Below are 25,222 nucleotides of genomic sequence, written 5' to 3'. Positions count from 1 at the left end.
TTATGCTCCCTGCGGTTCGACCAGCATCCGGCCGCGCATTTCCATGTGCAGCGCGTGGCAGAACCACTGGCAATAGAACCAGTGCACGCCCGGACGGTCCGCAGTGAAGGTGATCGACGCGGTTGCCATTGGCCCGATCTCGAAGGCGATGCCGTAGTTACCCAGGCAGAAGCCATGGGTTACGTCGTCCACGTCATCCAGATTGGTGACGTAGATTGTTACCTCGTCGCCCTGTTTGACGGTGAACTTCTCAAGGCTGAAGGTCGGCGCCTGCGATGTCATGTAGACCCGCACCTTGTTGCCATCGCGGATGGGTTCCTCGGCACCTTCTTCCAGATCGATGCCATCAGCCTCGGCCTGTTTGCGGGCATCTTCCCAGGTGACGTCGGCGCGATCCCAGACGTTGACCGGATTGACGATGTCGCTGCGGACGATGATCGAGTCATGCGGTTCCGCAAAGGTCGGGCCGTCGTGAACCACTTTCATCTCGTTGGTTGAGATGTCGATGAGCTGCTCGTTCTCGGGCTTCAGAGGGCCGACGTTCAGGAATCGGTCTTTCGAGAACTTGTTCATCGAAATCAGCCACTTGCCGTCGGCGTCCTTCGTTTCGCCCATCGATGTCGAGTTGTGACCCGGCTGATAATGCACGTCGACCTTCGAGATGATCGGGTCCACATCGGCACCGCCGTAAGCCTCGATTGCCTTGTCGATGTTCCACTTCACGATCTGGCTGTCCAGGAACAGCGTGGTGAACGCGTTGCCCTGACCGTCATAAGCGGTGTGAAGCGGGCCAAGACCCAGCTGCGGCTCACCCACGATGCAGGACCGTGGATCGGCATCGCTTTCGAACAGGGCGTCCAGCTTGGAAACGTCCATGATCGAAACGGTTGGCGACAGCTTGCCATTGATGCAGACGTGCTTGCCGTCAGGCGCGGTGTTGATGCCATGCGGCGAGTTCGGGATCGGAATGTAACGGGTGTATTTCTTGTTTTGACCCTTACGGCCGTCCAGAACTTTGACGCCTTTCAGCTCCTGATAGTCACCAGCCTCGATCCCCGCCTCGATTTCAGCGATGTTGAAGACAACGACGTGGTCCAGCTCGTTCTCGGTCATCTCGGCCAGGTTCATACCCATTTCCGAGTTGTACGAGGTCGAATAGGCGTATTTGCCCTGATAGTCGCAGTCGGTGTTGTCGAGGTTACCCGAAACCATCACCTGCCATGCCACCTCCATGGTGTCGCCGTCCAGCGCGGTGAAGATGTTCACGTATTGCGATGGATCGTCCAGCACTGTGCCGTCATTGACCAGCGGGGTTTCATCCTCACCATTGGCAAAGACATAGCCGGTGCGCGGGAATTTCTGAGGACGCAGACCGTGGATCGCCTTGGCATTCGGGATCTCGGTGATCTTGTCGCATTTCATCACGTCACAGCGCACGCGGGCGACGCGGGTGTTGGCCTTGTCGTTCATGAACAGGTAACGGCCGTCATAGGTGCCATCGGTGAACGACATATGCGGGTGGTGCAGGTCGCCGTTGTCATAGGTTTTCATGCCGCGCTTGGCGAGAAACTCTTTGGTCTCCGGCAGCAGGCCGTCGGTCATGATCTTCAGCGATTCATTAGTCTGACCCCACCCGGTGGCCGAGCAGCGGTTGAACACTGGCACCCGCATTAACTCGCGCATGGACGGGAAGCCCAGGATGCGCAGTTCACCGGTCTGACCCGAGGACCAGAAGCCGTAATATTCGTCCAGCTCACCAGGCTGCAGGTTGGCATTGGCCGCAGCACTGGCCTGTTTCGCGGTCATCAGGGTTGAGCCCAGACCGGTTCCGGCCAGCACAGCGCCGGTTGCGGTCGCACCCAGCATCCCACGGCGTGTGATGTTCAGTTTGTTTTCATTGTCCGACATGATCGTTCCTCCTTTTTTAGGAAACGGATTGCGGTTTGGCGTTCGGATGGTTCGCCGGTGGTTGCCCGAGGGGGGTCTTGAGGTCGACCGACCCTGTCTTGGCCCGCCGTTTCAGTTGGCGGATAACGACGGGACATTTGTCCTCGGACTGGTAGAGCACCTGACAATGCAGGCAGGTGACGCACTCGTTCGGATTGATCTCACCGGTGGGGTGGATGGCTTGAACGGGGCATTCGTTGGCGCAGGTCTGACAGGGGGTGCCGCATTCCTTGTAGCGGCGCAGCCAGTCGAACATGCGAATACGGGCAGGGATCGCCAGTGCTCCGCCCAGCGGGCAGAGGTAGCGGCAGTAGAACCGTTCGATGAACAGCCCGATCCCCAGCAAGGTCAGCGCAAAGACCACGAATGGCCAGTCGCGCATGAATTTCAGAATGATCGCGGTTTTAAACGGCTCTACCTCGGCATATTTCTCGGCCAGCGGGATCGAGACGAAGCTGAGGCCGAACAACCCGAGGAAGATCATGTATTTCGCAGGCCACAGGCGTTCGTTCAGGCCCCAGGGCAGGGTCCATTGCGGCACCTTCAGCGCGCGTGCGATCTTGTTGGTCAACTCCTGCAGCGCGCCGAACGGACACAGCCAACCGCAATAGGCGCCTCGGCCCCAAAACAGCAGAGCAGCGGCAACGGCGAACCATTGGATGAACACCAGCGGGTCCAGCAGGAAGGCATCCCAACTAAATCCGGTCCGCAGGCTACCCGCCAGCGCCATCAGGTTCACAACGCTCAGCTGTGCATTGGCGTACCAACCGATGAAGAACAGGGTCAGGGTCAGATAACCGATACGGAACCAGTAAAAGACCCGCGCATTCATCGTGGCGTGGAATTGGAAGAAGAAGGTCGCGGTCAGTACCAGCAGCATGACGCCCAAGCCGGCGATCTCGACCGTGCGGTCTTTCCAGATACGCTTCCAAAGGGCGGCTTTGGCAGCGGCCTCACCAGTGGCGTCGTCAACCACTGTGGGTGTGGCCACCGGCAGCAGATATTGCTCGGGCAGTGTGTAGCCCATGTCGAAGGTCAGGAAGGTTTTCTCGACCGCGCCCACGGCCCGCTGTACCAGCAGTTGCAGGCGGAACGGTTCTGCCGGGTCGAACTCGGCCTCGGCCGGGATTTTAAAGATGTCCAACTCGGTGAAACTGGGCGCATCAGCGGCCGCAACCTTGCCAAGGCGCTCTTGCTGCTTGTCAAAGAACCGGACCGAGCTGTCGCCCTGGATCAGCTGAATCCGGTCGAAGATCCCGCCGCGCACATAGCCCGAACCCTTGAAGCTGTAGGCCCCGCGCCCCAGCACCAGAATGGCCTGTTCGCCGTCGTCCAGCCACTCGACCAGGTTTTGATACTCGGCTTCACCCAGCAGGGATTTCCCGATCGAGGGAACCGAGACCAACGCCATATGCATATCGATGAACGTATCATCCGGCTCGCCCGGTTCCGGGCGTTTGATGGCGCGCTGATCGCCGGTGGCCTCAAAGGCGGCGTTGACCTGACCGACGTCCAGCGTCAGTCGCCGGATCGAGCCGTTGCCCGACAGGATGGTCCAGTCGTAAACGGCGTCCTGCGCCATATCGACTTCGCGTTTCGGGCCATCGGCCTGCAGCGGAGACAATCCACCCAAACCCAGCGCGCGCGCCACTTTGATACCGCCGCGCACTAGGCTGTCGTCGATCACCATGATTGTGACCGTCGCGCCCGAGATGATGTCGAGGTCATGCCCCTCACCCCCGGTTGCGGTCTCGTGTTTCAGGTCCAGACCGGTGTAGCCTTCGGTCAGCTCGACCATGCGCGAATTGGGGATGCCGATCAGCACGATAGGTTCGGAGTGTTTGACCAGTTTCACCCCGGTCAGCACGGCATCGTCGTCGATGGCAGCGACCACATGGATAGGTTTGCCCGAATAGCCGGTGGTGCCTACGAAATCCGAGGTCAGGAAGGCCCAGGCGACGGTCTCGCCGCCCTTCAAAACCGGGGCAACGGGCACGTCATCGCGCACCGGGCCAAAGGCATCGGCACCGGGGGCCAGTTCGGCGGGCTCAATCTCGGGCAGGAAGCTGGCAAGGCTGTCGGCATGGGCGCTGATCGCCATCAGGCAGGACAGGACAAAGGCCAGCAGGATATGGGTTGCGCGACTTACGACCACGGCGCACCTCCGGTTACTTGGATTGACGCCATGGACGCGCGCGGGGCGCGTTCGGATGTTTCTTGGGGCGCGTGCGGGGGGCCTCTGGTTTCGGGCCATAACCGCCTAACTTGGTAGTAATTGACTAGATTGTGGTCATCGCAGCGAGCGACCTGAACAATCCCGTCCGACTTCAGTTCCGGCAGGTTTGGCAGTGGTGCCGCAGCGGTGACGGCACACAGGGCACAGTCGGCGCATTTCGGGCAGGGCGCGGTTGGGTCTTCGGTTCCTTCTTCGAGGTCCACTTGAACCCAGACCGCGCCTGCCTCCGAGCAGATCTCAACCCACATGCTTTGTCCGGGACTCGCCAGCGCCGGACTAAGCAGTTGCAACAGCAAAAGAAGGGTGCCTGCCATGGCGCACGCCGCGCGTAAAGCGCGGACAGACAGTGTGTGCAGTGGGACTGGGGCAGACATGGAGAATCCAACTCGGCGTTCTTTCCTTTGTCCTACGGGATTCTCTCAGACGGATACTTGACTTAGGTCAGGTATCCGAAATTTGTGACTAATCGTCGGCTTCATCCATCAACCCGCGCAACCAGCGCCCGGCCAGCCAGGATGCGGGCAAGCCCAGCGGGATCGACCACAGGATTGCGCTTACTGGTTCGATCACGCCAAGCCCCATGCCATTGGCAACCAGACCCGCCAGAAACAGGTTGATGGCCACGGTCAATGCCGTGGCGGGGTAGAGCAGGATGGCCAGTTTCCAGACCGGCCATTTGCCCTCAGTGGCTGGTACCTTCCGAGAAGGTGATTTTGTTCCAGACATTATATTTCCCCGAGGGTTTGCGCATTGGCAGACGGCGGACTTCTTCCAGCGTTTGTGCGTCATAGACGATCACCGCGCCATCATCCTCCCAGATCGACACCAGCGCGTGGCGGCCATCCTTGGTGAATTCGACATGGGCCACGGTTTTGCCAGGGGCAGGGCGTAAAGTCTTCACGATTTCCAGGCTTTGCTTGTCGATTACGTGCATCGCGTCCTTGTTGGGTCCAAAGAACACATCGGCCCAGACGTAAGGAGAATTCTCATGACTGCGCATGAAGAAACCCGGCCCTTCGGTCTTGATCCGTTTGACCGTTTCCCATGTCTGCATGTCGATCACAGACACGGTGCCGTCGGTCAGGTGCGGCGTGGCCATCACGGTTGTATCGCCGTACCGCCACGTGATGCCTGAACCCAGATGCGGCATGCCTGGCAGGTCCAGATCGGCCACTTTCTGACCGATGACCAGATCAATAACCTGCCCGCCCTTGCCGTCGCGCGAGGCACCCATGACGTATTCATAGCTTTGGTCGAAAAAGAAATCGTCCAGATAGTCAGGAGTGGTGATCTTGCGGACCGGGAAGGGATTTGGGTTCTTGAACTGCCCTTCGATACGGAAGTCATGACCCAGTCCGAACTGAGGCGGGTTGTCGCCGTAAAAAACCTCCCAAATCTCGGGAACATCTTTCAGGGCTAGCACAAAGCTTTCGCGTGGCGGGGCCTGATAAACGGCAGAAACGCGGCTAGGATTGCCCTTTTTGCTTTTGATCTCGATGACCTTGGCGACCGAAAGGTCGCTGGTCGACAGCAGGGTCAGGCTGTTGGGCAGGTAATTGGCGACGGCGACCCATTTTCCATCACCCGACATGGCAATGTTGCGGCTGTTCAGCCCCGCACGCACGCGGCCCACCTGTTTCAGAGCCCAGATATCGTATTTTTGAACCCAACCGTCGCGGGACATGATGAAGACAAAGCGCCCGTCGGGGCTGAACTTCGGGCCTCCGTGGACGGCGAATGGGGTTTCGAACCGATCCAATATTTCAAACGTATCACCGTCCAACACGCTGACATGGTGATCGCCGGTTTCGACGGCGAGGGTGATGTTCATCGGGTCGCTGTCCCAAACGGGGGCATCGACCGGGCTGTAATCTGCGTCCAACGTACGGCTGGCCATGATCTCGGCCTCGCCCCATTCGGGGTTGGTTTCCAGCGGGGATTTCAGCCAACCCGCCAGTTCTTCGATCTGCAAGGCGTCAAGTTCATGCGAGAAGGCGGGCATCTGGGTGGCTGTACGCCCCTCGGCGATCACGGCGGCCACCCGCGGGCCGCGCATGCGTTTCAGCGTCTCGGGGATCAGGGCCGGGCCAACACCGCCCAAACGGTTCTCGCCATGGCACGAGGCGCAGTGTTCGGCATAGTCCGACGGGGCGTCGGCCCATGCTGAACCAGCCAGCAGAAGCGAGCAGAGCGTGCCTATTTTTAACGTATCAAAAGAACTGATGTGCCGGATCATGACGTTTCCCCCGGAACGGCGTGACCTTCAGGCGTTCGCCCGCGTCATCCACGCCGATTTCTTGATTGGAAAGATAGCAGGCCGGATCTTCGGCCCAGGGATCGCCGGTCACCTGCAAAGCCCGGATACGAGTATTGCCGCCACAGACGTCCTTTAATTGGCAGGCCCCGCAACGCCCTTTCAGCGGACGTGGTCGGGTGCGCAGCATAGAGAGCATCTGGTCCTCGCTGGCCCATAGCTCTGAGAACGGTTTGGTCTTCACGTTGCCGACCGTGTAGTCGGACCAGTACGTATCGGGATGCACGCGCCCCAGATTGTCGATATTGGCGACGCCCAAGCCGCTGGAATTCCCGCCCCACGCGGCTAGATGTTCGCGCACATGAGCGGTCTTGTCGGCATCGAAATGCATACGAACCCAGTTCAGGAAGTACCCCGCGTCTGCATCATTATTGCCGGTCACAATGTCCAGCGGGCGCCCGCCCGAGGCAGCCTCCCACGCGCGGTCCAGCAGCAGGTCCAGCCCGTTCCGTGTGCGCAGATGTTCAGCATCTTCGCCCCGGTTCTTGTCCCCACGACCGGCATAGACTAAATGGGACAGGTAGAACTTGTCGACACCTTCGTCATCGCACAATTGCAGCAGGTCGTGCAGGTGGTGTTGCGTGCCCTCGGTCAGACAGAATCGCAGGCCCACTTTGATCCCGCGTTTCTTACACTCGCGCACACCGCGCAAAGCGTCGGCAAAGGCACCTTCAACGCCGCGGAACCAGTCATTTGTGGCCCCGATCCCGTCCAGCGAGATGCCGACATAGTTGAATCCCACATCGGCAATCATATCAGCGGTTTCATCATAAATCCGCGTGCCGTTAGTCGACAGCGCTAGCATCGGCACCAGATCGCGGGCGCGTTTGGCAATGTCGAAGAAATCGAACCGGTCCAGCGGTTCCCCACCCGAGAGGATCAGGGCCGGGACGCGAAATTGGCCCAGATCCTCAAGGGTTACCATGGCTTGCTCGTGACTGAGCTCACCGGGGAACGCAACATCCGCCGAGACGGTATAGCAATGGCGGCATTTCAGATTGCAGCGCCGTGTCAGGTTCCAGATCACCACTGGTTTCACCGGTCCGGGGCGGCGTTTGCGCACCGGCGTCGGTTTGACCAGTTGGTGCATGTATTCGGTCAGGCGGAACATGTTTCAGCCTTTCGCTTTCAGGCGCAGCCCGGTCTTTTTCAGAATGCGCGTGGAATAGAGGATATCCTTGGCCCGGCAGGCCTCGCCCAAAATAGCGGCGATTTCGGCACGCTTTTCTTCGACCTCGTTGCGGTCGGCGCCATGGACCATGGCGAACAGATTATAGGGCCAATCCGGCAGGGCGCGGGGGCGTTCGTAGCAATGGGTGACAAAGGGCAACTGTCCGATCCGGGTGCCAAGTTCGGTAACTTGGTCGTCATCCACGTCCCAAACGGTCATTCCGTTCGAGGTCATGCCCAGTTTGTAGTGGTTCGGTGCGGCGGCGATGCGCCGGATCACGCCGCGCGATTTCAGCTCGGCCAGACGGAACAGCAGCGCGTCTTCATCCAGCCCAAGCGTTTCAGCCACTTGGCGATAAGGCGCTGATACAAGGGGCAGACCACCTTGCAACGCCTCGATAATCTCTCTGTCTTTCGCGTCGATCATGCCGCCACCCGGAAGCCGATGAAGAATTCCTGCAATTTGGGGAAACGGAGAACTTCGATCCCCGTTTCCCGTTCGATCGCATCGGTGGTGGCCTCGATCCCCTCGGGCGTTTCGGTGGCCAGTACGAACCACATGTTCAGCCGGTGCGTACGTTCATAATTATGGGCAACCTCCGCGTGCGCATTGACTTTGGTCAGGACGGTTTCGAAATTTTCGACCGGCACCGCCATGGCGCACAGACAGAACGCACCCCCCATGGCGGCAGCGTCGAAAAACGGGCCGAAGCGGGTGATGATGCGTTCCTCTTTCATGCGGCTGAGGCGGTGTAGCAATTCGCTTTCCGGAATGCCAAGTTCGGTGGCAATCGCGGCATAGGGATGAGGGATCAACGGCAGGTCGTCCTGCATTCGGTTCAGGATTGCACGGTCGGTTTCGTCCAGTCTCATGCGGCGGCCTCTTTCGGTTGGATCAATGCGCCGGTCTGTTTGAAACAGCGGGTCGAAAACAAAACTTTGTGGCGCGCACCGGCCAGTTCCGGCAGGGCAACGGCGCCGGACAGAACTTCTTGCGCCTCGCTGCGCGAGCGGGCGTGGATCATGGAATACAGGCGGTAAGGCCAGACGTCTTCGACCGGGTTACGTTCATAGCACAGGGTCACGCCGGGATGTGCGGCCAGCGCCGGGCCGGCGGTGTCGATCTGACTGGCGGGCATGTCCCAAACCACCATCGCATTGGCCGACCAACCCAGCGCCCGGTGACGTACGATGACACCGAGGCGCGAGATGATGCCGGCATCGTGCAGCGCCTTGATCCGCGCCAGAACCTCGGGCGTGGATCGGTTCATTGATCGGGCCAGCGCGGTATAGGGTTCCGCGACCAGTTCTAGGCCGGAACTGAGCGCCTGTAGCAGGGCGCGGTCGCCGTCCCGCATGGCCGAGCGATCCACCTTGCGGGGGCCAGGCACACTGCGGGAATTGCCCGACATTCGAAAACCAAGATCGACGTTGAATGGGCGTACCAGCCGCAGGTCCAATACCCGCAGCCCGGTACGCCGGGCGATCCGGGCTAGCGTATCATTCACATGCGTCCTGTCCGGCCCGGTGGCAACGAACCACAGGTTCCACGTATCCTCGCGCTGGTAATTGTGGTTCACTCCGGGCTCCGCGTCGATCACGGCAGCGATTTCTTCCAACTGTTCCTCGGGGGCGGCTACGGCGGCCAGGGTGCTGGCCGATACTGCCCCCGGTGCAATCGTCGCACCCACCCGCGTGATCCGACCGGTTGCGCGCATTCGGGTCAGGCGATCGATGACCTCGGCCTCGTCCAGACCCAATGCTGCGCCAAGTACCTCAAACGGATGGTCGGTTATGGGAAAATCGCGCTGAAACTCGTCCAGCAAGCGACAGTCGATCGGGTCAGTGATGTGATCCATCGTCTCAAAGCCCCGTTCTGTGCGCACGTGCCGTGAAGAAGATGCCTGATGGGCTGTCCGCTTCAATCTCGCGCAGCTTTTCAAAGGTTTGCGTGTCATAAACCATGACCTTGTTGGCATCGCGCACGCTGATCCAGACCTCGTGCCCACGCGGGGTGAATTCCATATGCAGTACGGCTGGACCGGGTTTGAATTCGTGGATGATGTCCTTGGTGACGCTGTCGATCACTTGAATCGTATCGTTCAGCGGATGGGCGAAATTCACCCAGACCTGCCGCCCGTCGGGCCGGGCCATGGCAAAGACCGGCTGACCGTGGGTCTGTGTGCGCCCGGTTTCGGTCAGAGTATCGGCGTCAATCCAAAGAACCTCGTGATGGCCCACAGCGGGTAGGACGAATTCGCGGCCTGTCAGCGCCCAACCTTCCAGATGGGGCATCTTGTAGACAGGCATTTCTTCCTGCCCGCGCCCGTAATCCGGTAGGACGCGGATCGGTTCCGGGGCCTCGGCCCAGAGATCCAGCGCGGTCAGCCCGTCCTCGCCAAAAAGGCCAGTGATATAGGTGCGGCCATTGGCGGTGATCAGCGCGTCATAGGGGTTTTTGCCCATATCGGGGATCTTGGTGATCTCGGGCGTGCCTGTCGCGAAATCGGCAATCCAGGTTTCGCCAGAGTCCCACATGGTGAAGACGAACCTGCGGCCCGGCGCGTCGACCAGACCGATGGTTTTGCTACCCGTAGGGATATCCGCGACCAACTCAAGCGTATTGGAGTCGAACACGCGGACGCCGCCGGGTTCATAGTTCGACACGGCGACTAGCTGTCCGTCGTCCGAGATGGCACCACCGATTGCATTACCCGCTTGCACGACACGGTTCACGATCTGTCGGGTGACGATATCGACTTTGGTCAAGCCGCCATCACGCCCGAACACATAGGCAAAGCGCTCGTCGGGCGAATAGACCAACGAGGCATGGGACAGATCGCCCAGCCCTTCGATCCGCGCCAGCGCGGCCCGGTCGGATTGATCTACCAACAGGACCGAGCCCTTGGCGCGTTCAATCACCAGGCCCAGATCACCGGTGGCGGTGGGTTCAGCATGCGCCGAGGTCATCATCAGGGTGGCGGCAAGGCCAAGAATAAGCTGTTTCATTGTGCCTCCTGTTGCAGCAGGTAACGGGCGATCCATTCGGCCTCTTCTTCGGTAATGAGGGGGCGCCAGGGGGGCATTGCCGTGTCGGGAATTCCGTCGAGAATGACCCCGGTCAGCACGTCCTGATCATAGTGTTGCAGCGTTTGGGACCGCAGATCGGGACCAAGGCCACCTTTCAGCGACAGCCCATGGCACGACCCGCAATCCTGATGGACAAGCCGTTTCAGGGCGTCGGGGTTCAAGGTGTCGGCGGCAAATGCCGAGGTGGCGATCACAACCGCGCCGGCCAGCAGAACCGACGTCAACGGTTGGCTGCTCTGCCTGCCAGGTGCAACAGATCGATGACCTAGCCTAGCCATGGGCTTGTTCCATCAATTCGGCCACCGAACGTTCGGCATACAGCGAAACCACCTGTCCGATGATGAACAAAGTGGGTGCTTCAAGCGCGGCGCTGCGCACGTCGGTGGCCAGCCTGTCCAACCGGGACACGATGCGACGTTCGGCCCGTGTGGTAGCTTTGCTGACAGCCAGAACGGGGGTCGATCCGGGCAGGTTCTCGGTCATCAGCCCCATAGCGATTTGGCCGATGTTGGCTACGCCCATGTAGACCACCAACGTCGAGTCGGGATCGGCCAGCCGCTTCCAATCTAGGTCCAGCACCTTGTCCGCCTGCCGGTGGCCGGTGACATATTGGACCGAAGTTGCTAGCCCGCGATGGGTCAACGGCACGCCGGTCGAACAGGATGCTCCCTGCGCGGCCGTGATGCCGGGCGCGTACTCGACCGTGACGCCATGGGCCTTAAGAAACGCCGCCTCTTCCGAGCCGCGGCCAAAGATCATCGGATCGCCGCCCTTCAGCCGTGCAACGGTGTGACCGGCGCGGGCTTCTTCCAGCAAAATCTCATTGATGCGGTCTTGCGGTACTGTATGGCATTTGGGGGCCTTGCCGACCGGGATCAGTCGCGCCTTGTCATCATGCAGGGCTAGGATGTCGTCCGAGACCAGCCGGTCATAGACCACCACGTCGGCCTCTTGCAGCATACGCAAGGCACGCAGGGTCATGAGTTCGGGGTCGCCGGGGCCGGCGCCAATCAGAAAAACCTTACCGCTCATGTGCAAACTCGCTTGGTCTGAATGTCTTCCGAGCCCGGGTTTGCCTGCGAAAAGGGACGTTGCTGGGCGAACCGGGCGTGTCATGAGGGCAGGTTGACGGATTCTGCGCGCGGCTTCCTTGACTAAAGTTAAGGAACGCGGGATTTGCGCCCGCGCTCCTTTGACTTGCCTGTGTTTTTGCCTCGGCTCAGGGTTCTACGGTGATCATTCCGATCATGTTCTGCGTTTCCCAATGCGGCCCGCACAGGTATTCCTGTGGGCCTGGGGTGAGGAATGTCAGATCAACGGATTCCTCGGGAAACAAACGGTCGCTTTCGGGTTCGCTTCCATCTTTCAGCAGCACACTGTGGCTGGTGCGTTTGTCCACGTTCACCCAGCGCACTGTCGTTCCTGCTTTCACGGACAACTGACCGGGGCAGAAGCTGTATTTGTACATCAGCACCACTTCGGCGTCTTCGACGGCTGACGACGGTTGACCGTACAGGTCGACATATCGCTGCTCGGCCTCGGCGCAAATCTCAGCGGTTTCAGCCGCCAAGACGGGTGTGGCCAGAAGTAGAAGTACAGGAAGAAGGCAGTGGGGTTTCATGATCCATCTCTCCTTTCCAAAAAAGGGCAGGGGCCGGGTTTTCCGACCCCTATCCGTTATTGTTTGACCACGTTGATGTTGGCGCTGTCGTCGTCCAGCGCCAGGCTGGTGTTCAGCGTAACGTGGTGGAATCGCGCGGCGGCAAAGTCATCGTGGATGGCAAAACCCACCGTATAGGTCTGACCCGGTTCCAGCGGCACGTCGCCGGGTGCATCCGAGTTCAGCGGCCGCGAGAAGACGACGGTCCACACGCCACCGGACAGATTGGCTGAGGCGGCAATCTCTCCGTCATTGACCACGCGCTGTTCCAACAGATAACCGTTGGAGGCACTGCCGTCGGCATAAACGCGCATCAAGTCCAGATACGTGCCATCGGCCAGATATTGCTGGATCTGCGCTTCGGCTTCCAGCTTGTCCCAGCCACCCAATGCCTTGCCGCGGCGACCTTTGACTTCGACCTCGGTCCGGCTTTCGCTGATATACTTGGTCACTGTGTCCTGAGTGTTCAGGCGACCTGCGACATCCACATTGGCGGCAATCGCATCAGCGCCCGGATCAAAGGGCATATAGCTGTTGTCGGCGTGGCATGAGGCCCAGCAACCCACCTGTTCGCCCAGCTCGATCCCGGTGCCAGTGATCATCATGGCAACCTTGATCTGGTTGTTAGGGTCCATCTTGCCGCCATCGACGAAGGGGGCAGGGTTGTGACCCGCATCCGGCCATTGCATGCGGATATAAAGGTTCTCATTATCATGCGTTGCCTGCACGGTGGCATCGATCACACCACGTTTTCCGGGTATCGGGGTTGGTTCCAGATCACCGCCTGCTACGATCTTGTTGCCGATCGTATCCAGTTCCTTGGCGTGACAGGTCGAGCATTGATCGCCGCCCTTGGTCAGGGGACGGGCCCCGCCGTGGAACTTGCCGTTTTGCACCCACTCAAACGAGGCTTGACCAGGGTAGAACAGCTTCAAATCCGCGCTTGCAACGGCATTCCAGTCGATATCGCCACCGACATCACTGCCGCCGCCTGCCGGTGCTGTGGCTTCTTCGCCATTTGCTTTGGCGCGCTCTTCTGCAACAGCGGCGTCTACGGCGGCCGCGATCTGTGCCTGAACGGCCTCTTGCTGGGCGGCTTTGGCTGCTTTTTCAGTCTCGGCCTCGGCAGCTTCCTTGGCTTCGATCTTCGCAAGGCTTGTCAGGTATTCTTGGGGGATTTCACGAATGAAGGCCGGGTTGGGCGCCTCAAGCTTTTCCAGATAATCCTCATCGGCCCGGTCTCGGGCGTCCGAGTGCGCAATTCCCTTGTGGCAGTCGATACAGGTCTGGCCGATCTCCATCGCGTTCAGGTGCTGCTGACGCGCGCGCGGTTTCTGGAATTCGGGCATCATCGATTCAAAATCGTGGCAGTTGCGGCATTCACGCGAGTCAGTGGCCTTCATCCGCTCCCATTCGTTCATGGCCAGGTGCACGCGCTTGGCTTCAAACTTTTCGCGGGTGTTGATGGTGCCGACCAATTTACCATACAGCTCTTTGGACGCCTTGATCTTGCGGATCATCTTGTGGGTCCAGTCCTTAGGCACGTGACAGTCGGAACAGACCGCGCCCACGCCAGACCGGTTAACGTCATGGATCGTGCCAGTGTATTCCTCATAAACGAAATCGCGCATTTCGTGGCACGAGATACAGAATTCCTTTGTGTTCGTCGCTTCCATGGCGGTGTTGAACCCACCCCAGAAGATAATGCCGCCGACAAAGGCTGCAGCAATACCGGCCACGGGCATTCCCCACAGGAAATACCGGCGCCAGATCGGTTTTTTCTTTTCCGGTTCGGAAGTCATATCCGGGCTCCGTTTTGGCTGTCTTGTCTGGCCTTGGGTGGCAGGCCGGTGGATTTGGCTGTTTGGTCAAACGAGGAAAGGGCGGGCGAGGGGCCCGCCCTTTCTGGTGTTGGTCGCAAACCCGTCAGGTGACGTGGTTCGAGCGGTTGTAGACGTTGAACTTGCCGGTCGGAGCGAAAAGCCCGTCGATGCGACCGATCTCTTCCAGCGTCTTGGCGTCGAAGATCACGATCTGGCCGTTGGGTTCCAGCGAGTCCGACAGGTTCCACTTGGAAACCCAGACCTCAGTGCCATCCGCGTTGAATTCAAAGTGAACAGCGGCGCTGCCTTCGTCTTCGGTGATCTGGATGGTTTTCACGATCTCGCCGGTTTCTTTCGAGATGACCTGAACCGATTGCTGAACCTCAGGTTCCGGGTGCTTAGTCTGGTCAGCCCAGATGTAGTCCGAATTCGGGTGCGTACGGACAAACAGTCCGGGGCCGTCGGTTTCCACTTCGTAGCAGATCTTCCAAGCATCATCCGGGCGGTTTTCGGGATCGTTACCCCAGACGGTCACGGTACCGACACCAAGGTGAGTTGTACCGGCAACCGGGCCGCAATTTGGGTCGACCCAGTTGGCGCCCGGACCGGGGTGCGGCAACGCGGCTGTGTCGATCATCGCTTCCAGCTTGTGGGTTTCGGTATCGACAACCACCATCTTGTTCGACGCGTTCGCTGCGATCTGGAAATAGCGGCCTGTCGGGTCAAAGAACCCGTCATGCAGGAACTTGGCGCTGTCGATCTTGTCGATCCGCAGGTTGTCCAGATCGGTGTAATCGACCTGCCACAACTGCCCCAGCTCCTTCACAGCAACGATCCAGGTGGGCTCGTTCGGAGTTGTGTAGATTGCGGCCACACGGGCCTCCTCCACATAATCCCCGTCCACGTTCACACCGCGGGTTGATACGACCTTGACCGGTTCCATGGTCTGGGCGTCGACGATTGCGAAATGCGGCGGCCAATAGCCCCCACCGATGACGTATTTGCCATCGCCAGAAACAGCAACGTCGCGGGCGTCATAGGCAATCTTGACCTCGGATACCAACATCTTGTCCGGCGTCTGCCAGAGGTCGATCTTGGTCATCTTGCCGTCACGGCCCATGGTGTACCAGAAACGCCCGGGCTGTTCAGGCTCTTCCAGAGCGTGGTGTTCGGATGCTTTCAGAACGTGAACGGCATAGCCGGTCGGGATGTGTGTCAGAACCTCTTTGGTGTCGCCGTCGATCACCGCCACCTTGCCCACATCGCGTTCGATGACGACAAAGAAGTTTTCCCAGTTGCGGCCATGCAAAGGCTCGGTCGGATAATCGGCTTCTTCGACATAGACCTTGCGGGTCGCCATCATCTGTTCAAGCGACATTTCAGGCGGCTTTGGCGGCTCCATCATGATGTATGTCGCCATGTCCTTGATTTCCTGCTCGGTCATGATGTCCGAGAAGTTGTTCATACCGCCTTCGGTACCCCAGGCGATGATCTTTTCAAGCCGTTCCTGACCCAGTTTCAGGGTGCCGGATTCGGTTACGGTGCCATCGTCGTTTTTGGTTTCGACCATCGGTTCAAGACTTTTACCGGTGGCACCTTTTCGCAGAACGCCGTGACAGCCTGCGCATTGCTCGAAATAAAGTTGTTTGGAGGATTCAAAGGCTTCCTCGCTAAGAGTTGGCTCTTCGGCGAAGGCTGGCGCAGCGACGCTGCCCAGCAGCATCGCCAAACCGACCCCAAAGGCGCGGCCAGTTTTGTTGTAGCTGATTCCAAGTGACATGATCACTCTCCATTTGCGTGGTGAGGCAGGCCCAAGGGTGAGACATCGCGCCCGACGGCTCCTTGACGAAAGTCAACGCCAGGGGCCCATTTCAAGGGTTCGGTAGGAAAAAATGGCGAAAAAACCGTCAAATAATCTGTGTTTTAGAGGCATGTTTTCCGTGAGGATTGATTTTTGTTAAGTCCGCTGCGCGGGTGGGCTGCTAGGGCTGAAAAAAACGGTTGAGGAGAGCAGCCATGCCCACAATCATCACCCGCATTCTCGGTGAAGGATTTCGTGTTTTCTTTCTGTCTGCCGGTCTCTACGGCCTGTTTGTCGGTGTGGTCTGGGGGCTGTGGCTGATAGTGCCTTACATGGCGCCGGATTACGGTATGACGCCGCCGATGTGGCACGCGCATGAGATGATATTCGGCTATGCGACGGCCGCGCTGGGCGGGTTCTTTCTGACCGCAGTGCCGAACTGGACCGGCGCCCCCGAGGCGCGGGCGCATTTTATCACTCTGGCTGCCGGGCTGTGGTTGGCCGGTCGGATGGCGATGTGGTTTTCAGGGGTATTGCCGCCAGTCCTGGTCGCGGTGGTTGATCTGGCCTTTGTGCCAGTTCTGGCGGCCAAAATAGCCACGCAGCTGATCCGCCGTCCCAAACCGCAGAACATGATCTTCCTGCTGTTGCTGAGCCTGATCTGGGTCGCGGATTTGATGACGCATCTGCAATGGATGGGAATCACCGAAGGCACCCTGCAAACCGGGCTGCGCGCGGGATTGCTGGCTTTGTGTGCGATGATCGCCATTTTGGGTGGTCGGATCACTCCGGCGTTTACCCGCAATTCCATGAAACGTGCCGGGGTCCCAGAGGCGGACTGGCCGGTTTCGGTCGCCTTGTTCGACAAGACGGGTATGGTCCTAGCCCTGATCCTGCCGCTGGGCGTTCTGGTGCTGGGTGCAGGACGGGTGGCCGGGGTTGGGGCGCTTGCTCTTGGGCTGGTTCAGATTCTGCGCATGACCCGCTGGCGCAGCCGCTGGGCGGCACGGCAGCCTATTCTTCTGGCGCTGCATTTGGGTCTAGGCATGTTGGCGGTGGGGTTGATCCTGTGGGGGCTGGCCGTGCTGGGATTGGGCAATGAAATCGCCGCCTTGCATGTATTGGGCATTGGGTGTGTGGGCGGCATGACCCTGGCGGTCATGAGCCGCGCCGCGTTGGGCCACAGTGGCCGGGCGTTGATAGCGCCCGCGCCGATGGTTGTGGCCTATGGTCTGATGGCGGTTGCTGCCCTATCGCGCTGGATCGGTGCCGAACTGAATGCGGGCTACATGGTTGCGATGCTGTTGTCAGACGGCCTGTGGGTCTGCGCCTTTGCGCTTTACCTGATCGCCATGTGGCCTGCGCTGACAGGGCCCCGCGCGCGCCGGGAGGGATGATTTTCATTTACTTCCCCCAGTCTTGACTTTCGTTAAGGAACCCCCAAGGCCCGCCCGCCATTTTGAGCAGACTAGCTAAACTGCGCAAAGGAGAGCGCAATGCGAGAAGTCATGACCAAGAGCATGGCCCGCAATATATTCTATGGCGGATCACTGTTCTTTATCCTTATCTTTCTGGCCCTGTCGGCCCATTCCCACTGGTATATCGTGAATTCCGAGAATTCAGCGAAACTTGATGAGAGTGTGGTCCGGGGCAAACACGTCTGGGAAAAACACGCGTGCATCAACTGTCACACGATCTTGGGTGAAGGGGCCTATTTCGCCCCCGAAGTCGGCAACGTGATGACCCGTTGGGGTGTGCTGGACGACCCGGAATCAGCCTTTGAATCCCTCAAGGGCTGGATGGAGGCGCAGCCGACCGGCATTCCCGGTCGTCGGCAGATGCCCAATTTCAACCTCAGCGACGAAGAAATCCGTGATCTGACCAACTTCCTGATCTGGACGGACAATATCGACGCTCAGGACTGGCCGCCCAACGAGGCTGGCTGAGAAAGGGAACGGAGCAATGAAATACGAATCCCAAAAAATCGCCTACGCCTACTTTGCGGTGGCCATGGCCCTGTTCGTGATACAGGTTCTGGGCGGCCTGCTGGCCGGTCTAATCTATGTATCGCCAAACTTCCTGAGCGAGCTTCTGCCGTTCAACATCGTGCGGATGCTGCACACCAATGCGCTGATCGTCTGGTTGATCCTTGGCTTCTTCGGCGCGGCCTATTTCCTGATCCCGGAAGAGGCCGAGCGTGAGATCCACTCACCCAAACTGGCCTATCTGCAACTGATCATTCTTGTGGTCGGGACATTGGGTGTGGTGCTGACCTATACCTTCAACCTGTTCGAGGGCAATTGGCTGCTGGGCAAAGAGGGGCGCGAATTCCTAGAGCAACCCAAATGGGTCAAAGCGGGCATCGTCGTGGCGGCCCTGATCTTCCTCTACAACGTGTCGATGACCGTTCTGAAGGGCAAGAAGACTGCCATTTCCAACATCCTTCTGTTGGGTCTGTGGGGGCTGGCACTGCTGTTCCTGTTTGCTTTCTACAACCCCGGAAACCTGGCCTTGGACAAGCAATACTGGTGGTATGTTGTTCACCTGTGGGTTGAAGGCGTGTGGGAGCTGATCATGGCCTCGATCCTGGCCTATCTGATGCTGAAGCTAACCGGTGTCGACCGTGAGATTGTCGAAAAATGGCTTTATGTCATCGTTGCTGCTGCGCTGTTCTCGGGTATCCTAGGGACAGGTCACCACTACTACTGGATCGGGACACCGGCCTACTGGCAGTGGATCGGCTCGATCTTCTCGAGCCTTGAGGTGATCCCGTTCTTCGCGATGATGGCCTTTGCCTTCGTCATGGTCTGGAAAGGTCGCCGGGACCACCCCAACAAGGCCGCGCTGTTGTGGTCGCTGGGCTGTGCCACGCTGGCCTTCTTTGGTGCCGGTGTCTGGGGCTTCCTGCATACGCTGCACGGGGTGAACTATTACACCCACGGCACGCAGATCACAGCCGCCCACGGTCACCTGGCCTTTTACGGCGCCTATGTCTGCCTCAACCTGGCGATCTTCACCTATGCCATGCCGATCCTGAAAAACCGCGATCCGTATAATCAGGTGCTGAACATGGGTTCGTTCTGGCTGATGACCAGCGGTATGGTCTTCATGACCTTTGTGTTGACCTTCGGTGGGACCGTGCAGACACATATGCAACGTGTGATCGGTGACTACTTCATGGACGTGCAAGACCAAATCGCGATCTTCTACTGGATGCGCTTTGGGTCCGGTGTGGTCGTGGTCCTTGGTGCGCTGTTGTTCGTCTACTCGATCTGGGTGCCCCGGAAAGAGGTCATTGAACCCGGCGCAGCCGAAACCCCTGCGGAGTAATGCAAATGGATGGCTCCATACAAATGGGAACGGGGGCGGCAAACGCCCCCTTCTACCTGCCCCAGGGCGATGAATGCGATGTGTTCACCGCCGCCTTTAACAACGATCTGCCGGTTCTGCTGAAAGGGCCGACAGGCTGCGGCAAGACCCGCTTTGTGGCCCATATGGCCGCGAAACTTGGCCGCCCGCTCTACACCGTGGCCTGCCATGACGATCTGGCCGCCGCCGACCTGATCGGTCGCTATCTGCTAAAGGGTGGCGAAACCGTCTGGGTCGATGGCCCGCTGACCCGCGCGGTGCGCGAAGGCGCGATCTGTTATCTGGATGAGGTGGTTGAAGCGCGCAAGGACGTGACCGTCGTGCTGCACCCGCTGACCGACGACCGGCGCATCCTGCCGATCGACCGCACCGGCGAAGAGCTTGAGGCCGCGCCCGGCTTCATGCTGGTGGCATCCTACAATCCCGGCTACCAGAATATCCTGAAAACCCTGAAACCTTCGACCCGGCAAAGGTTTATCTCGCTGGAATTCGACTTTCCGTCGCCTGAGATGGAGGCTGAGGTTGTCGCCCAGGAAAGTGGCCTGGCGCTTGAGCGCTGCAAACCGCTGATCCGGTTGGCGAACAAACTGCGGGGGCTCAAGGGTCAGGATCTTGAGGAAGGCGTTTCTACCCGACTGGTTGTTTATGCTGCGACGCTGATCGCACAGGGTATGTCGACGGACCGCGCCATTCTTGCCGCAATGATCGAACCTCTGACTGATGACGAGGATATCAAACGCGGGCTCCTCGATCTTGTCACGGCTGTCTTTGGGTGAGGCCGGCCGATGGTCAAGATCGATTTTGAGCCATGGGAACCCGAAGAAACGATCGGGAAACTGTGGCACACCCTTGCCAGCCGTCTCGATGCACCTGAGGTGCATGTTGGAGCCGCGGTCGACCTCTCAGAGGTCGCGGGGCGGCTGGCAGTCCTCTTTCGGGGGCTTGGGGGTAGTCCGGGCGTTGAATTGCGCCCGGTCTCACCCGAGGTATCGCGCCACCGCCTAAGCTGGCGACGCCGATTGGGAACCGAGGTCGAGCTGATGCCGCGTGCCTCGTTCGATGGAGAGATATTGCGTCTGCCCGACCGTCTGGCTGTTTTCCCGGCGCGCGAGGCCAATGGCGCACTGTTTGTCTGGCTGGCCGCAGCAGCGGCCCATGCCGGTACCCGAATTGACGAAGAAGATCCCCTGCGGGCCGATTTGCGCGCGCTAAAAGCAGCGCGGTCGATGGTCGAGGCCACGTTGGAAAACGCGCCCGGTCTGCGCCCGCTCTACACTGAGCTTTGCAAGGGTCTATTGCACCAACGAGACATCCCAAACCTGCCCCCGGTCGAGGCGGCGCTGGAAGAATTGGTCCGGCACATGCTGGGCGATCCGGCACTGCTGTCTGACAAGGCGGAACAGCTGCTTGCTTTGGGTGAAGAATTGTCCGCCCCGCGCGGGTATCAGCGTTTCCGGCCAGTCCCCCTGTGGCCTGAACTGCGCGCAGTTGGCTTTTCTGAACATAACGAGGTGGAAAACCCCGATACCGAAGGCCCGCCCGAGGAATCGGGAGAGAAAACCCACCGCGCCCGCCGCCGTAAATCTGATCAGGCCGAACGGAAAGACAGCCTGATCTTGCACAAATTTGAGGCGATCCTCAGCTGGGCTGAGTTTCTGAACCTGAACCGCAGGGTCGATGATGACGATCCCGACAATGCAAAAAAGGCCGCAGACGATCAGGAAGAGATCGGGTTGGGTCAGATATCCAAAGCACCGCCCACCAAGCTGAAACTGCATCTCGATCTGGCACCCGAAGATGTGAACCGAGAGCGACTGTCGGGTCGTATCCTATACCCCGAATGGGACGTGCGGACCGGGCAGTATCTGCCGGACCACGTGAATGTTTTACTGTCGGATGCCGATATCCGCGAAGCCGCGGCTGAGTTTGGCAAAGATCCCGCCACCGCCCGCCGCATCCGTGCCGTCAAACGCCAGTTCGAGGCGTTGCGCCCCGGTCGGGTGATGACGCGCGGCCATCTGGACGGCGACCAGTTGGATATCGAAGCCGCCGTGCGTGCCGAGACTGAACGTCGGGCTTGTGGCGAAGGCAACGAGCGTGTCTGGCAGCAATCCCGCCCCGAGGCCCGCGATCTGGCGGTGTCGATCCTGCTGGATGTTAGTCGATCCACCGAAAGCGCCGTCACAGGCCGCGCCGTGATCGATATCGAACGCGAGGCACTGGCCGCGTTGGCCTGGGGGTTGAATGCTTGTGGGGATGACTTTGCGATCCACGCCTTCAGTTCGCTGAAACGCCAGCGCGTCTATGTGCAGCGCTGCAAACGTTTTGATGAACCAATGGGCGGAACGGTCGAACAACGCATCGCGTCACTGCGCCCAGGGCATTACACACGGCTTGGGGCGGCAATCCGGCATTGCTCGGCCGATCTGGCGGATCAATCGCGCAAGCGCCGGCTGCTGCTGGTGATCACCGATGGCAAGCCGAACGACCTGGATCACTATGAGGGTCGCCACGGCATCGAAGATACGTGTATGGCCGTCCGCGAAGCGCGTCGCGCTGGGCAATCGGTCTTTGGTGTCACCATCGACAGAACCGGCAAAAGTTGGTTCCCGCGCATGTTCGGGCAGGGTGGTTTCGCTGTTATCTCCGACCCACATCGCCTGACGATGGCCCTGCCGCAAATCTATCGCCAACTGGTCGGCGCATGAGCGATGCTTCTCTGATCGACGAACTTCCGGGCGAGTTGCTGATGTGGGTTCTGATCGTCTCGGAACTGCTGGTGTTCGGCGCCGGGATGATCGCCTTTATGGGTGTGCGTCTGACCGACCCGGCGGGTTTTGCCGAGGCGCAGTCACATCTACACCGCACGGGAGCGGCGTTTAACACAGCGGTTCTGGTCACGTCGGGGTATCTGGCCGCAAAGGCGCTGCACTGGCGACTGGTCGCGCGGCGGGCAATGGCGCGCATGGCTTTGATTGGCGCGGCCCTTCTGGGCGTTGTTTTCCTGATCATCAAAGGCATGGAATACACGGATAAAGCGGCGCAGGGGATCAATTATGAAACGCATCCCTTCTTCCTATTCTACTACCTTCTGACCGGTTTTCACGCGGCCCATGTTCTGGCCGGGGTCGGAATTCTGCTTTTGGTGTCTTGGCGGGATGCCGCACGCAATATTGAGGCGGGCGCGCAGTTCTGGCACATGGTCGATCTGGTTTGGATCATGCTGTTTCCAGTGATCTACCTGTTGGGATGAGGGCGATGGGGGGCAACACTCTGACACGGGCCTGGCTTGCCCTTTTGGGTCTAAGCGTCGGCTCAGCGGTACTGACCTTGTTGCCGGTGCCGGCTGCGGTCATGGGTGGGGGCATTCTGTTGCTTGCGCTGATCAAGACGCGGGTAATCCTTGCGCAGTATCTGGACCTTGCTAACAGCCCAGCCTGGTTGCGCGGATTCACCACGGTTCTAACCGGGTTTTCGGTGCTGATCTTTGCCCTTTATCTAATTTGAAGCAGAAAAAAGCCGCCCGATCTGGGCGGCAGTTTTTCAAGCAAGGAGCGCTTTGTTTATTGGGCGGCCATCGGCATCCGCGCAATCTGACACCGTTGCCACAGGGTCGACAGCGCGCCGACTAGATGTTCGATATCTTCGTCCGTATGCACCGGAGACGGGGTGATCCGCAGGCGCTCGGTCCCTTTGGGGACGGTAGGGTAATTAATCGGCTGGATGTAAATGCCGAATTCCTCAAGCAACGTGTCCGAGATGAATTTGCATTTCACCGGATCACCCACCATCACCGGGATGATGTGGCTGGGATTGGGCAAATGCGGAATGCCTTCGGCATCCAAACGGGCACGCACCTGCGCCACGCGTGTCTTTTGCAGATCGCGTTCGGCGTTTGACTGTTTCAGGTGTCGGATCGAGGCCGCAGCGCCCGCCGCAATCGATGGGGGCAGAGCGGTGGTAAAGATAAACCCGCTGGCAAAGCTGCGCACGAAATCACACAGCGCGGTTGAGGCCGCGATATAGCCACCAACCACACCAAAGGCTTTGCCCAGCGTGCCCTCGATCACGGTCAGTCGATCCATCAGACCTTCGCGTTCGGCAATGCCGCCGCCGCGCGGGCCATAGAGGCCGACGGCGTGAACCTCATCCAGATAGGTCATCGCGCCGTATTTGTCGGCCAGATCGCAAATCTCTTGGATAGGCGCGATATCTCCGTCCATCGAATAGACGGATTCAAAGGCGATCATCTTGGGGGCGTCAGGATCGGCAGCAGCCAGCTTCGCCTCAAGGTCTTCAAGGTCGTTGTGCTTCCAGATTACCTTTTGCGCGCGCGAATGACGGATGCCTTCGATCATCGAGGCATGGTTCAGTGCGTCCGAGAAAACGATAAGGCCAGGGATTTTCGCAGCAAGGGTGCCAAGGGCCGCCCAGTTCGAAACATAGCCAGAGGTGAACAGAAGCGCTGCCTCTTTACGGTGCAGATCGGCCAGTTCGGCCTCAAGCAGGACATGATCGTGCGTGGTGCCCGAGATGTTCCGGGTGCCGCCAGCACCTGCACCACACCGTTCCAGCGCGTCATGCATGGCCTCGGTCACTTTTGGGTGCTGACCCATGCCCAGATAGTCGTTCGAACACCAGATACGCACATCGCGCTGCACCGCCCCGTCGGTTTGACGCGCATTTGGGAATGACCCGCAGCGGCGTTGCAGGTCGATAAAAACACGATAGTTTCCTTCGTCCCGCAGATCTTCCAGGCTCTGGGTGAAAAATCGCTCGTAGTCCATTATACTGGCTCCCCGGATTGCTGGCTTTGAGCCGAATTTATGCGCATGACGACGCTTGCAACATGACAATAGTCAAGTTGAAGCAGGAAAAGGCTGGCGCGCCGGGCAGAGCTTTGGCATAGCCTTGCAAAGAAGGACGTACCGGTCGGACGATCGACTAGGGAAAAGGGGAAACTCCGTGGCACACGAAGCACAAAAAGCGATCGCGCGGCAATCGCTTTTGCTCAAGAGTTTGCCGGACCAGCATGTCGATACACTGCTGAGCCACGCAATATGGCGCAGTTATGATCGAGGCGAAACGATCTTTCTACAGGAAGAAGAGGCCAAGGCCGTCCACGTAGTTCTAGCCGGTTGGGTCAAGTTGTTCCGCATGTCCCCAACCGGGGCCGAGGCAGTGGTCAGCGTCTTTACCCGCGGCGAAAGTTTTGGCGAGGCGGTCGCGCTGCGAAATGTCCCTTACCCCGTTTCTGCCGAGGCCGTGTCGGCCTGCGAGGTGATGCATATCCCCAGTCCGTTGCTGCTGTCGTTGATGAAAGAAGACCCCGAGATCGGTGTTTCCATTCTGGCGTCCACGTTCACGCACCTGCATTCGCTGGTGGCACAGCTGGAGCAGCTCAAGGCGCAGACGGGCGCGCAGCGGGTGGCAGAGTTTCTTCTGAACCTGTGTGACGCCAAACCCGATGGCTGCGATGTAGAGTTACCATATGATAAGATGCTGATCGCCGGGCGTCTGGGGATGAAACCGGAAAGCCTTAGTCGGGCGTTTTCGCGGTTAAAAACGGTTGGTGTGCAAATCAACCGCAACCACGCCGTAATCTCTGATATCGAGCGTCTGCGGGATTATGCTGAAAGCGATCCGTCGGACAAATGACCAGCCCGACGGTTGTTTCAGGTTTTCCGCGGGGGCTGAGGGTACTGGTCAATGTCTGACTGAGGTTTTGTGCCCCCGTATTGCCGCGGATAGGTTGCGACAACCCGGCCCGTGATCCGGAATTTCCAACCGGTAAAAGCAGACAGGGCTGCGT

General features: G+C 59.2%; 24 protein-coding genes. 8 read left to right on the top strand and 16 right to left on the bottom strand.

Annotated elements, in window-relative coordinates; translation table 11 throughout:
* The 15 genes from nosZ to AB1A64_RS14680 form a co-directional block, all read right to left on the bottom strand.
* Positions 1-1,908, bottom strand: coding sequence for a TAT-dependent nitrous-oxide reductase (gene nosZ, locus AB1A64_RS14750; RefSeq protein ID WP_366552100.1), 1,908 nt, complete (start codon positions 1,906-1,908; stop codon positions 1-3).
* A gap of 16 nt (positions 1,909-1,924) precedes the next feature.
* Positions 1,925-4,048 (bottom strand): 4Fe-4S binding protein, encoded by a 2,124-nt coding sequence (locus tag AB1A64_RS14745; RefSeq protein ID WP_366552127.1) that lies wholly within the window; start codon positions 4,046-4,048, stop codon positions 1,925-1,927.
* 44 nt (positions 4,049-4,092) lie between these two features.
* Positions 4,093-4,497 (bottom strand): hypothetical protein, encoded by a 405-nt coding sequence (locus AB1A64_RS14740; RefSeq protein ID WP_366552099.1) that lies wholly within the window; start codon positions 4,495-4,497, stop codon positions 4,093-4,095.
* Positions 4,498-4,645: 148 nt separating this feature from the next.
* Positions 4,646-4,909, bottom strand: a complete 264-nt coding sequence (locus AB1A64_RS14735; RefSeq protein ID WP_366552098.1) for a hypothetical protein — start codon at positions 4,907-4,909, stop codon at positions 4,646-4,648.
* On the bottom strand, positions 4,866-6,419 hold the full coding sequence (locus tag AB1A64_RS14730; RefSeq protein WP_366552097.1) for a cytochrome D1 domain-containing protein: 1,554 nt from the start codon (positions 6,417-6,419) through the stop codon (positions 4,866-4,868). The genes AB1A64_RS14735 and AB1A64_RS14730 overlap by 44 nt, the downstream gene beginning before the upstream one ends.
* On the bottom strand, positions 6,394-7,608 hold the full coding sequence (nirJ, locus tag AB1A64_RS14725; protein ID WP_366552096.1) for a heme d1 biosynthesis radical SAM protein NirJ: 1,215 nt from the start codon (positions 7,606-7,608) through the stop codon (positions 6,394-6,396). The genes AB1A64_RS14730 and nirJ overlap by 26 nt, the downstream gene beginning before the upstream one ends.
* Before the next feature lie 3 nt (positions 7,609-7,611).
* Positions 7,612-8,094: an AsnC family transcriptional regulator gene (locus AB1A64_RS14720; RefSeq protein WP_366552095.1), complete on the bottom strand. Its 483-nt coding sequence runs from the start codon at positions 8,092-8,094 to the stop codon at positions 7,612-7,614.
* Complete coding sequence (locus AB1A64_RS14715; protein WP_366552094.1) at positions 8,091-8,540, bottom strand: AsnC family transcriptional regulator; 450 nt, start codon at positions 8,538-8,540, stop codon at positions 8,091-8,093. Before AB1A64_RS14715 ends, AB1A64_RS14720 begins: the two co-directional genes overlap by 4 nt.
* Positions 8,537-9,526 (bottom strand): Lrp/AsnC family transcriptional regulator, encoded by a 990-nt coding sequence (locus AB1A64_RS14710; protein ID WP_366552093.1) that lies wholly within the window; start codon positions 9,524-9,526, stop codon positions 8,537-8,539. Before AB1A64_RS14710 ends, AB1A64_RS14715 begins: the two co-directional genes overlap by 4 nt.
* A gap of 4 nt (positions 9,527-9,530) precedes the next feature.
* The gene (locus tag AB1A64_RS14705) at positions 9,531-10,676 is read right to left on the bottom strand and encodes a cytochrome D1 domain-containing protein (protein WP_366552092.1); all 1,146 of its coding nucleotides are present in this window, start codon (positions 10,674-10,676) and stop codon (positions 9,531-9,533) included.
* Positions 10,673-10,981, bottom strand: coding sequence for a cytochrome c (locus tag AB1A64_RS14700; RefSeq protein WP_366552091.1), 309 nt, complete (start codon positions 10,979-10,981; stop codon positions 10,673-10,675). Before AB1A64_RS14700 ends, AB1A64_RS14705 begins: the two co-directional genes overlap by 4 nt.
* Positions 10,982-11,027: 46 nt before the next feature.
* Positions 11,028-11,789 carry a uroporphyrinogen-III C-methyltransferase gene (gene cobA / locus AB1A64_RS14695; RefSeq protein ID WP_366552090.1) on the bottom strand — a complete coding sequence of 254 codons (762 nt, stop codon included), beginning with the start codon at positions 11,787-11,789 and terminating at the stop codon, positions 11,028-11,030.
* A gap of 187 nt (positions 11,790-11,976) precedes the next feature.
* The gene (locus tag AB1A64_RS14690) at positions 11,977-12,378 is read right to left on the bottom strand and encodes a plastocyanin/azurin family copper-binding protein (protein WP_366552089.1); all 402 of its coding nucleotides are present in this window, start codon (positions 12,376-12,378) and stop codon (positions 11,977-11,979) included.
* 56 nt (positions 12,379-12,434) lie between these two features.
* Positions 12,435-14,219 (bottom strand): NapC/NirT family cytochrome c, encoded by a 1,785-nt coding sequence (locus tag AB1A64_RS14685; protein ID WP_366552088.1) that lies wholly within the window; start codon positions 14,217-14,219, stop codon positions 12,435-12,437.
* A gap of 124 nt (positions 14,220-14,343) precedes the next feature.
* Positions 14,344-16,020, bottom strand: coding sequence for a cytochrome D1 domain-containing protein (locus AB1A64_RS14680; RefSeq protein ID WP_058283754.1), 1,677 nt, complete (start codon positions 16,018-16,020; stop codon positions 14,344-14,346).
* A gap of 236 nt (positions 16,021-16,256) precedes the next feature.
* On the opposite strand from AB1A64_RS14680, the gene AB1A64_RS14675 reads away from it, so the two are divergent.
* The 7 genes from AB1A64_RS14675 to AB1A64_RS14645 all read left to right on the top strand — a co-directional run bounded on the left by AB1A64_RS14675 (position 16,257) and on the right by AB1A64_RS14645 (position 22,917).
* A complete protein-coding gene (locus AB1A64_RS14675) occupies positions 16,257-17,438 on the top strand; it encodes an NnrS family protein (protein WP_366552087.1) in 1,182 nt (393 codons plus the stop codon).
* Between the two features lie 99 nt (positions 17,439-17,537).
* Positions 17,538-17,987, top strand: coding sequence for a cytochrome c (locus AB1A64_RS14670; protein WP_170350172.1), 450 nt, complete (start codon positions 17,538-17,540; stop codon positions 17,985-17,987).
* Positions 17,988-18,003: 16 nt separating this feature from the next.
* Positions 18,004-19,371, top strand: coding sequence for a cbb3-type cytochrome c oxidase subunit I (locus AB1A64_RS14665; protein WP_366552086.1), 1,368 nt, complete (start codon positions 18,004-18,006; stop codon positions 19,369-19,371).
* A 5-nt stretch (positions 19,372-19,376) separates the two neighbouring features.
* Positions 19,377-20,186 carry a CbbQ/NirQ/NorQ/GpvN family protein gene (locus tag AB1A64_RS14660; RefSeq protein WP_366552085.1) on the top strand — a complete coding sequence of 270 codons (810 nt, stop codon included), beginning with the start codon at positions 19,377-19,379 and terminating at the stop codon, positions 20,184-20,186.
* A gap of 9 nt (positions 20,187-20,195) precedes the next feature.
* Positions 20,196-22,118, top strand: coding sequence for a VWA domain-containing protein (locus AB1A64_RS14655; RefSeq protein ID WP_366552084.1), 1,923 nt, complete (start codon positions 20,196-20,198; stop codon positions 22,116-22,118).
* The gene (locus AB1A64_RS14650; RefSeq protein WP_366552083.1) at positions 22,115-22,663 is read left to right on the top strand and encodes a cytochrome c oxidase subunit 3; all 549 of its coding nucleotides are present in this window, start codon (positions 22,115-22,117) and stop codon (positions 22,661-22,663) included. The genes AB1A64_RS14655 and AB1A64_RS14650 overlap by 4 nt, the downstream gene beginning before the upstream one ends.
* Before the next feature lie 5 nt (positions 22,664-22,668).
* Complete coding sequence (locus AB1A64_RS14645) at positions 22,669-22,917, top strand: cytochrome C oxidase subunit IV family protein (RefSeq protein WP_366552082.1); 249 nt, start codon at positions 22,669-22,671, stop codon at positions 22,915-22,917.
* Between the two features lie 56 nt (positions 22,918-22,973).
* On the opposite strand, the gene hemA is transcribed toward AB1A64_RS14645, so the two are convergent.
* Positions 22,974-24,197: a 5-aminolevulinate synthase gene (hemA, locus tag AB1A64_RS14640; protein WP_366552081.1), complete on the bottom strand. Its 1,224-nt coding sequence runs from the start codon at positions 24,195-24,197 to the stop codon at positions 22,974-22,976.
* Between the two features lie 178 nt (positions 24,198-24,375).
* Between hemA and AB1A64_RS14635 the strand changes: the two genes are divergently transcribed.
* The gene (locus AB1A64_RS14635) at positions 24,376-25,068 is read left to right on the top strand and encodes a Crp/Fnr family transcriptional regulator (RefSeq protein WP_366552080.1); all 693 of its coding nucleotides are present in this window, start codon (positions 24,376-24,378) and stop codon (positions 25,066-25,068) included.
* Positions 25,069-25,222: the final 154 nt, after the last annotated feature.

This window comes from Ruegeria sp. ANG10 (assembly GCF_040705255.1).
Lineage (GTDB): Bacteria > Pseudomonadota > Alphaproteobacteria > Rhodobacterales > Rhodobacteraceae > Ruegeria.
The sequence above is the reverse complement of the archived record's forward strand: the minus strand, read 5'-3'. Positions and strand labels throughout refer to the sequence as shown.

Coding starts and splice junctions, on each gene's coding strand:
- nosZ (WP_366552100.1), bottom strand. CDS start 1,908: ATGTCGGACAATGAAAACAAACTGAACATCACACGCCGTGGGATGCTG.
- AB1A64_RS14745 (WP_366552127.1), bottom strand. CDS start 4,048: ATGGCGATCAGCGCCCATGCCGACAGCCTTGCCAGCTTCCTGCCCGAG.
- AB1A64_RS14740 (WP_366552099.1), bottom strand. CDS start 4,497: ATGGCAGGCACCCTTCTTTTGCTGTTGCAACTGCTTAGTCCGGCGCTG.
- AB1A64_RS14735 (WP_366552098.1), bottom strand. CDS start 4,909: ATGTCTGGAACAAAATCACCTTCTCGGAAGGTACCAGCCACTGAGGGC.
- AB1A64_RS14730 (WP_366552097.1), bottom strand. CDS start 6,419: ATGATCCGGCACATCAGTTCTTTTGATACGTTAAAAATAGGCACGCTC.
- nirJ (WP_366552096.1), bottom strand. CDS start 7,608: ATGTTCCGCCTGACCGAATACATGCACCAACTGGTCAAACCGACGCCG.
- AB1A64_RS14720 (WP_366552095.1), bottom strand. CDS start 8,094: ATGATCGACGCGAAAGACAGAGAGATTATCGAGGCGTTGCAAGGTGGT.
- AB1A64_RS14715 (WP_366552094.1), bottom strand. CDS start 8,540: ATGAGACTGGACGAAACCGACCGTGCAATCCTGAACCGAATGCAGGAC.
- AB1A64_RS14710 (WP_366552093.1), bottom strand. CDS start 9,526: ATGGATCACATCACTGACCCGATCGACTGTCGCTTGCTGGACGAGTTT.
- AB1A64_RS14705 (WP_366552092.1), bottom strand. CDS start 10,676: ATGAAACAGCTTATTCTTGGCCTTGCCGCCACCCTGATGATGACCTCG.
- cobA (WP_366552090.1), bottom strand. CDS start 11,789: ATGAGCGGTAAGGTTTTTCTGATTGGCGCCGGCCCCGGCGACCCCGAA.
- AB1A64_RS14690 (WP_366552089.1), bottom strand. CDS start 12,378: ATGAAACCCCACTGCCTTCTTCCTGTACTTCTACTTCTGGCCACACCC.
- AB1A64_RS14685 (WP_366552088.1), bottom strand. CDS start 14,219: ATGACTTCCGAACCGGAAAAGAAAAAACCGATCTGGCGCCGGTATTTC.
- AB1A64_RS14680 (WP_058283754.1), bottom strand. CDS start 16,020: ATGTCACTTGGAATCAGCTACAACAAAACTGGCCGCGCCTTTGGGGTC.
- AB1A64_RS14675 (WP_366552087.1), top strand. CDS start 16,257: ATGCCCACAATCATCACCCGCATTCTCGGTGAAGGATTTCGTGTTTTC.
- AB1A64_RS14670 (WP_170350172.1), top strand. CDS start 17,538: ATGCGAGAAGTCATGACCAAGAGCATGGCCCGCAATATATTCTATGGC.
- AB1A64_RS14665 (WP_366552086.1), top strand. CDS start 18,004: ATGAAATACGAATCCCAAAAAATCGCCTACGCCTACTTTGCGGTGGCC.
- AB1A64_RS14660 (WP_366552085.1), top strand. CDS start 19,377: ATGGATGGCTCCATACAAATGGGAACGGGGGCGGCAAACGCCCCCTTC.
- AB1A64_RS14655 (WP_366552084.1), top strand. CDS start 20,196: ATGGTCAAGATCGATTTTGAGCCATGGGAACCCGAAGAAACGATCGGG.
- AB1A64_RS14650 (WP_366552083.1), top strand. CDS start 22,115: ATGAGCGATGCTTCTCTGATCGACGAACTTCCGGGCGAGTTGCTGATG.
- AB1A64_RS14645 (WP_366552082.1), top strand. CDS start 22,669: ATGGGGGGCAACACTCTGACACGGGCCTGGCTTGCCCTTTTGGGTCTA.
- hemA (WP_366552081.1), bottom strand. CDS start 24,197: ATGGACTACGAGCGATTTTTCACCCAGAGCCTGGAAGATCTGCGGGAC.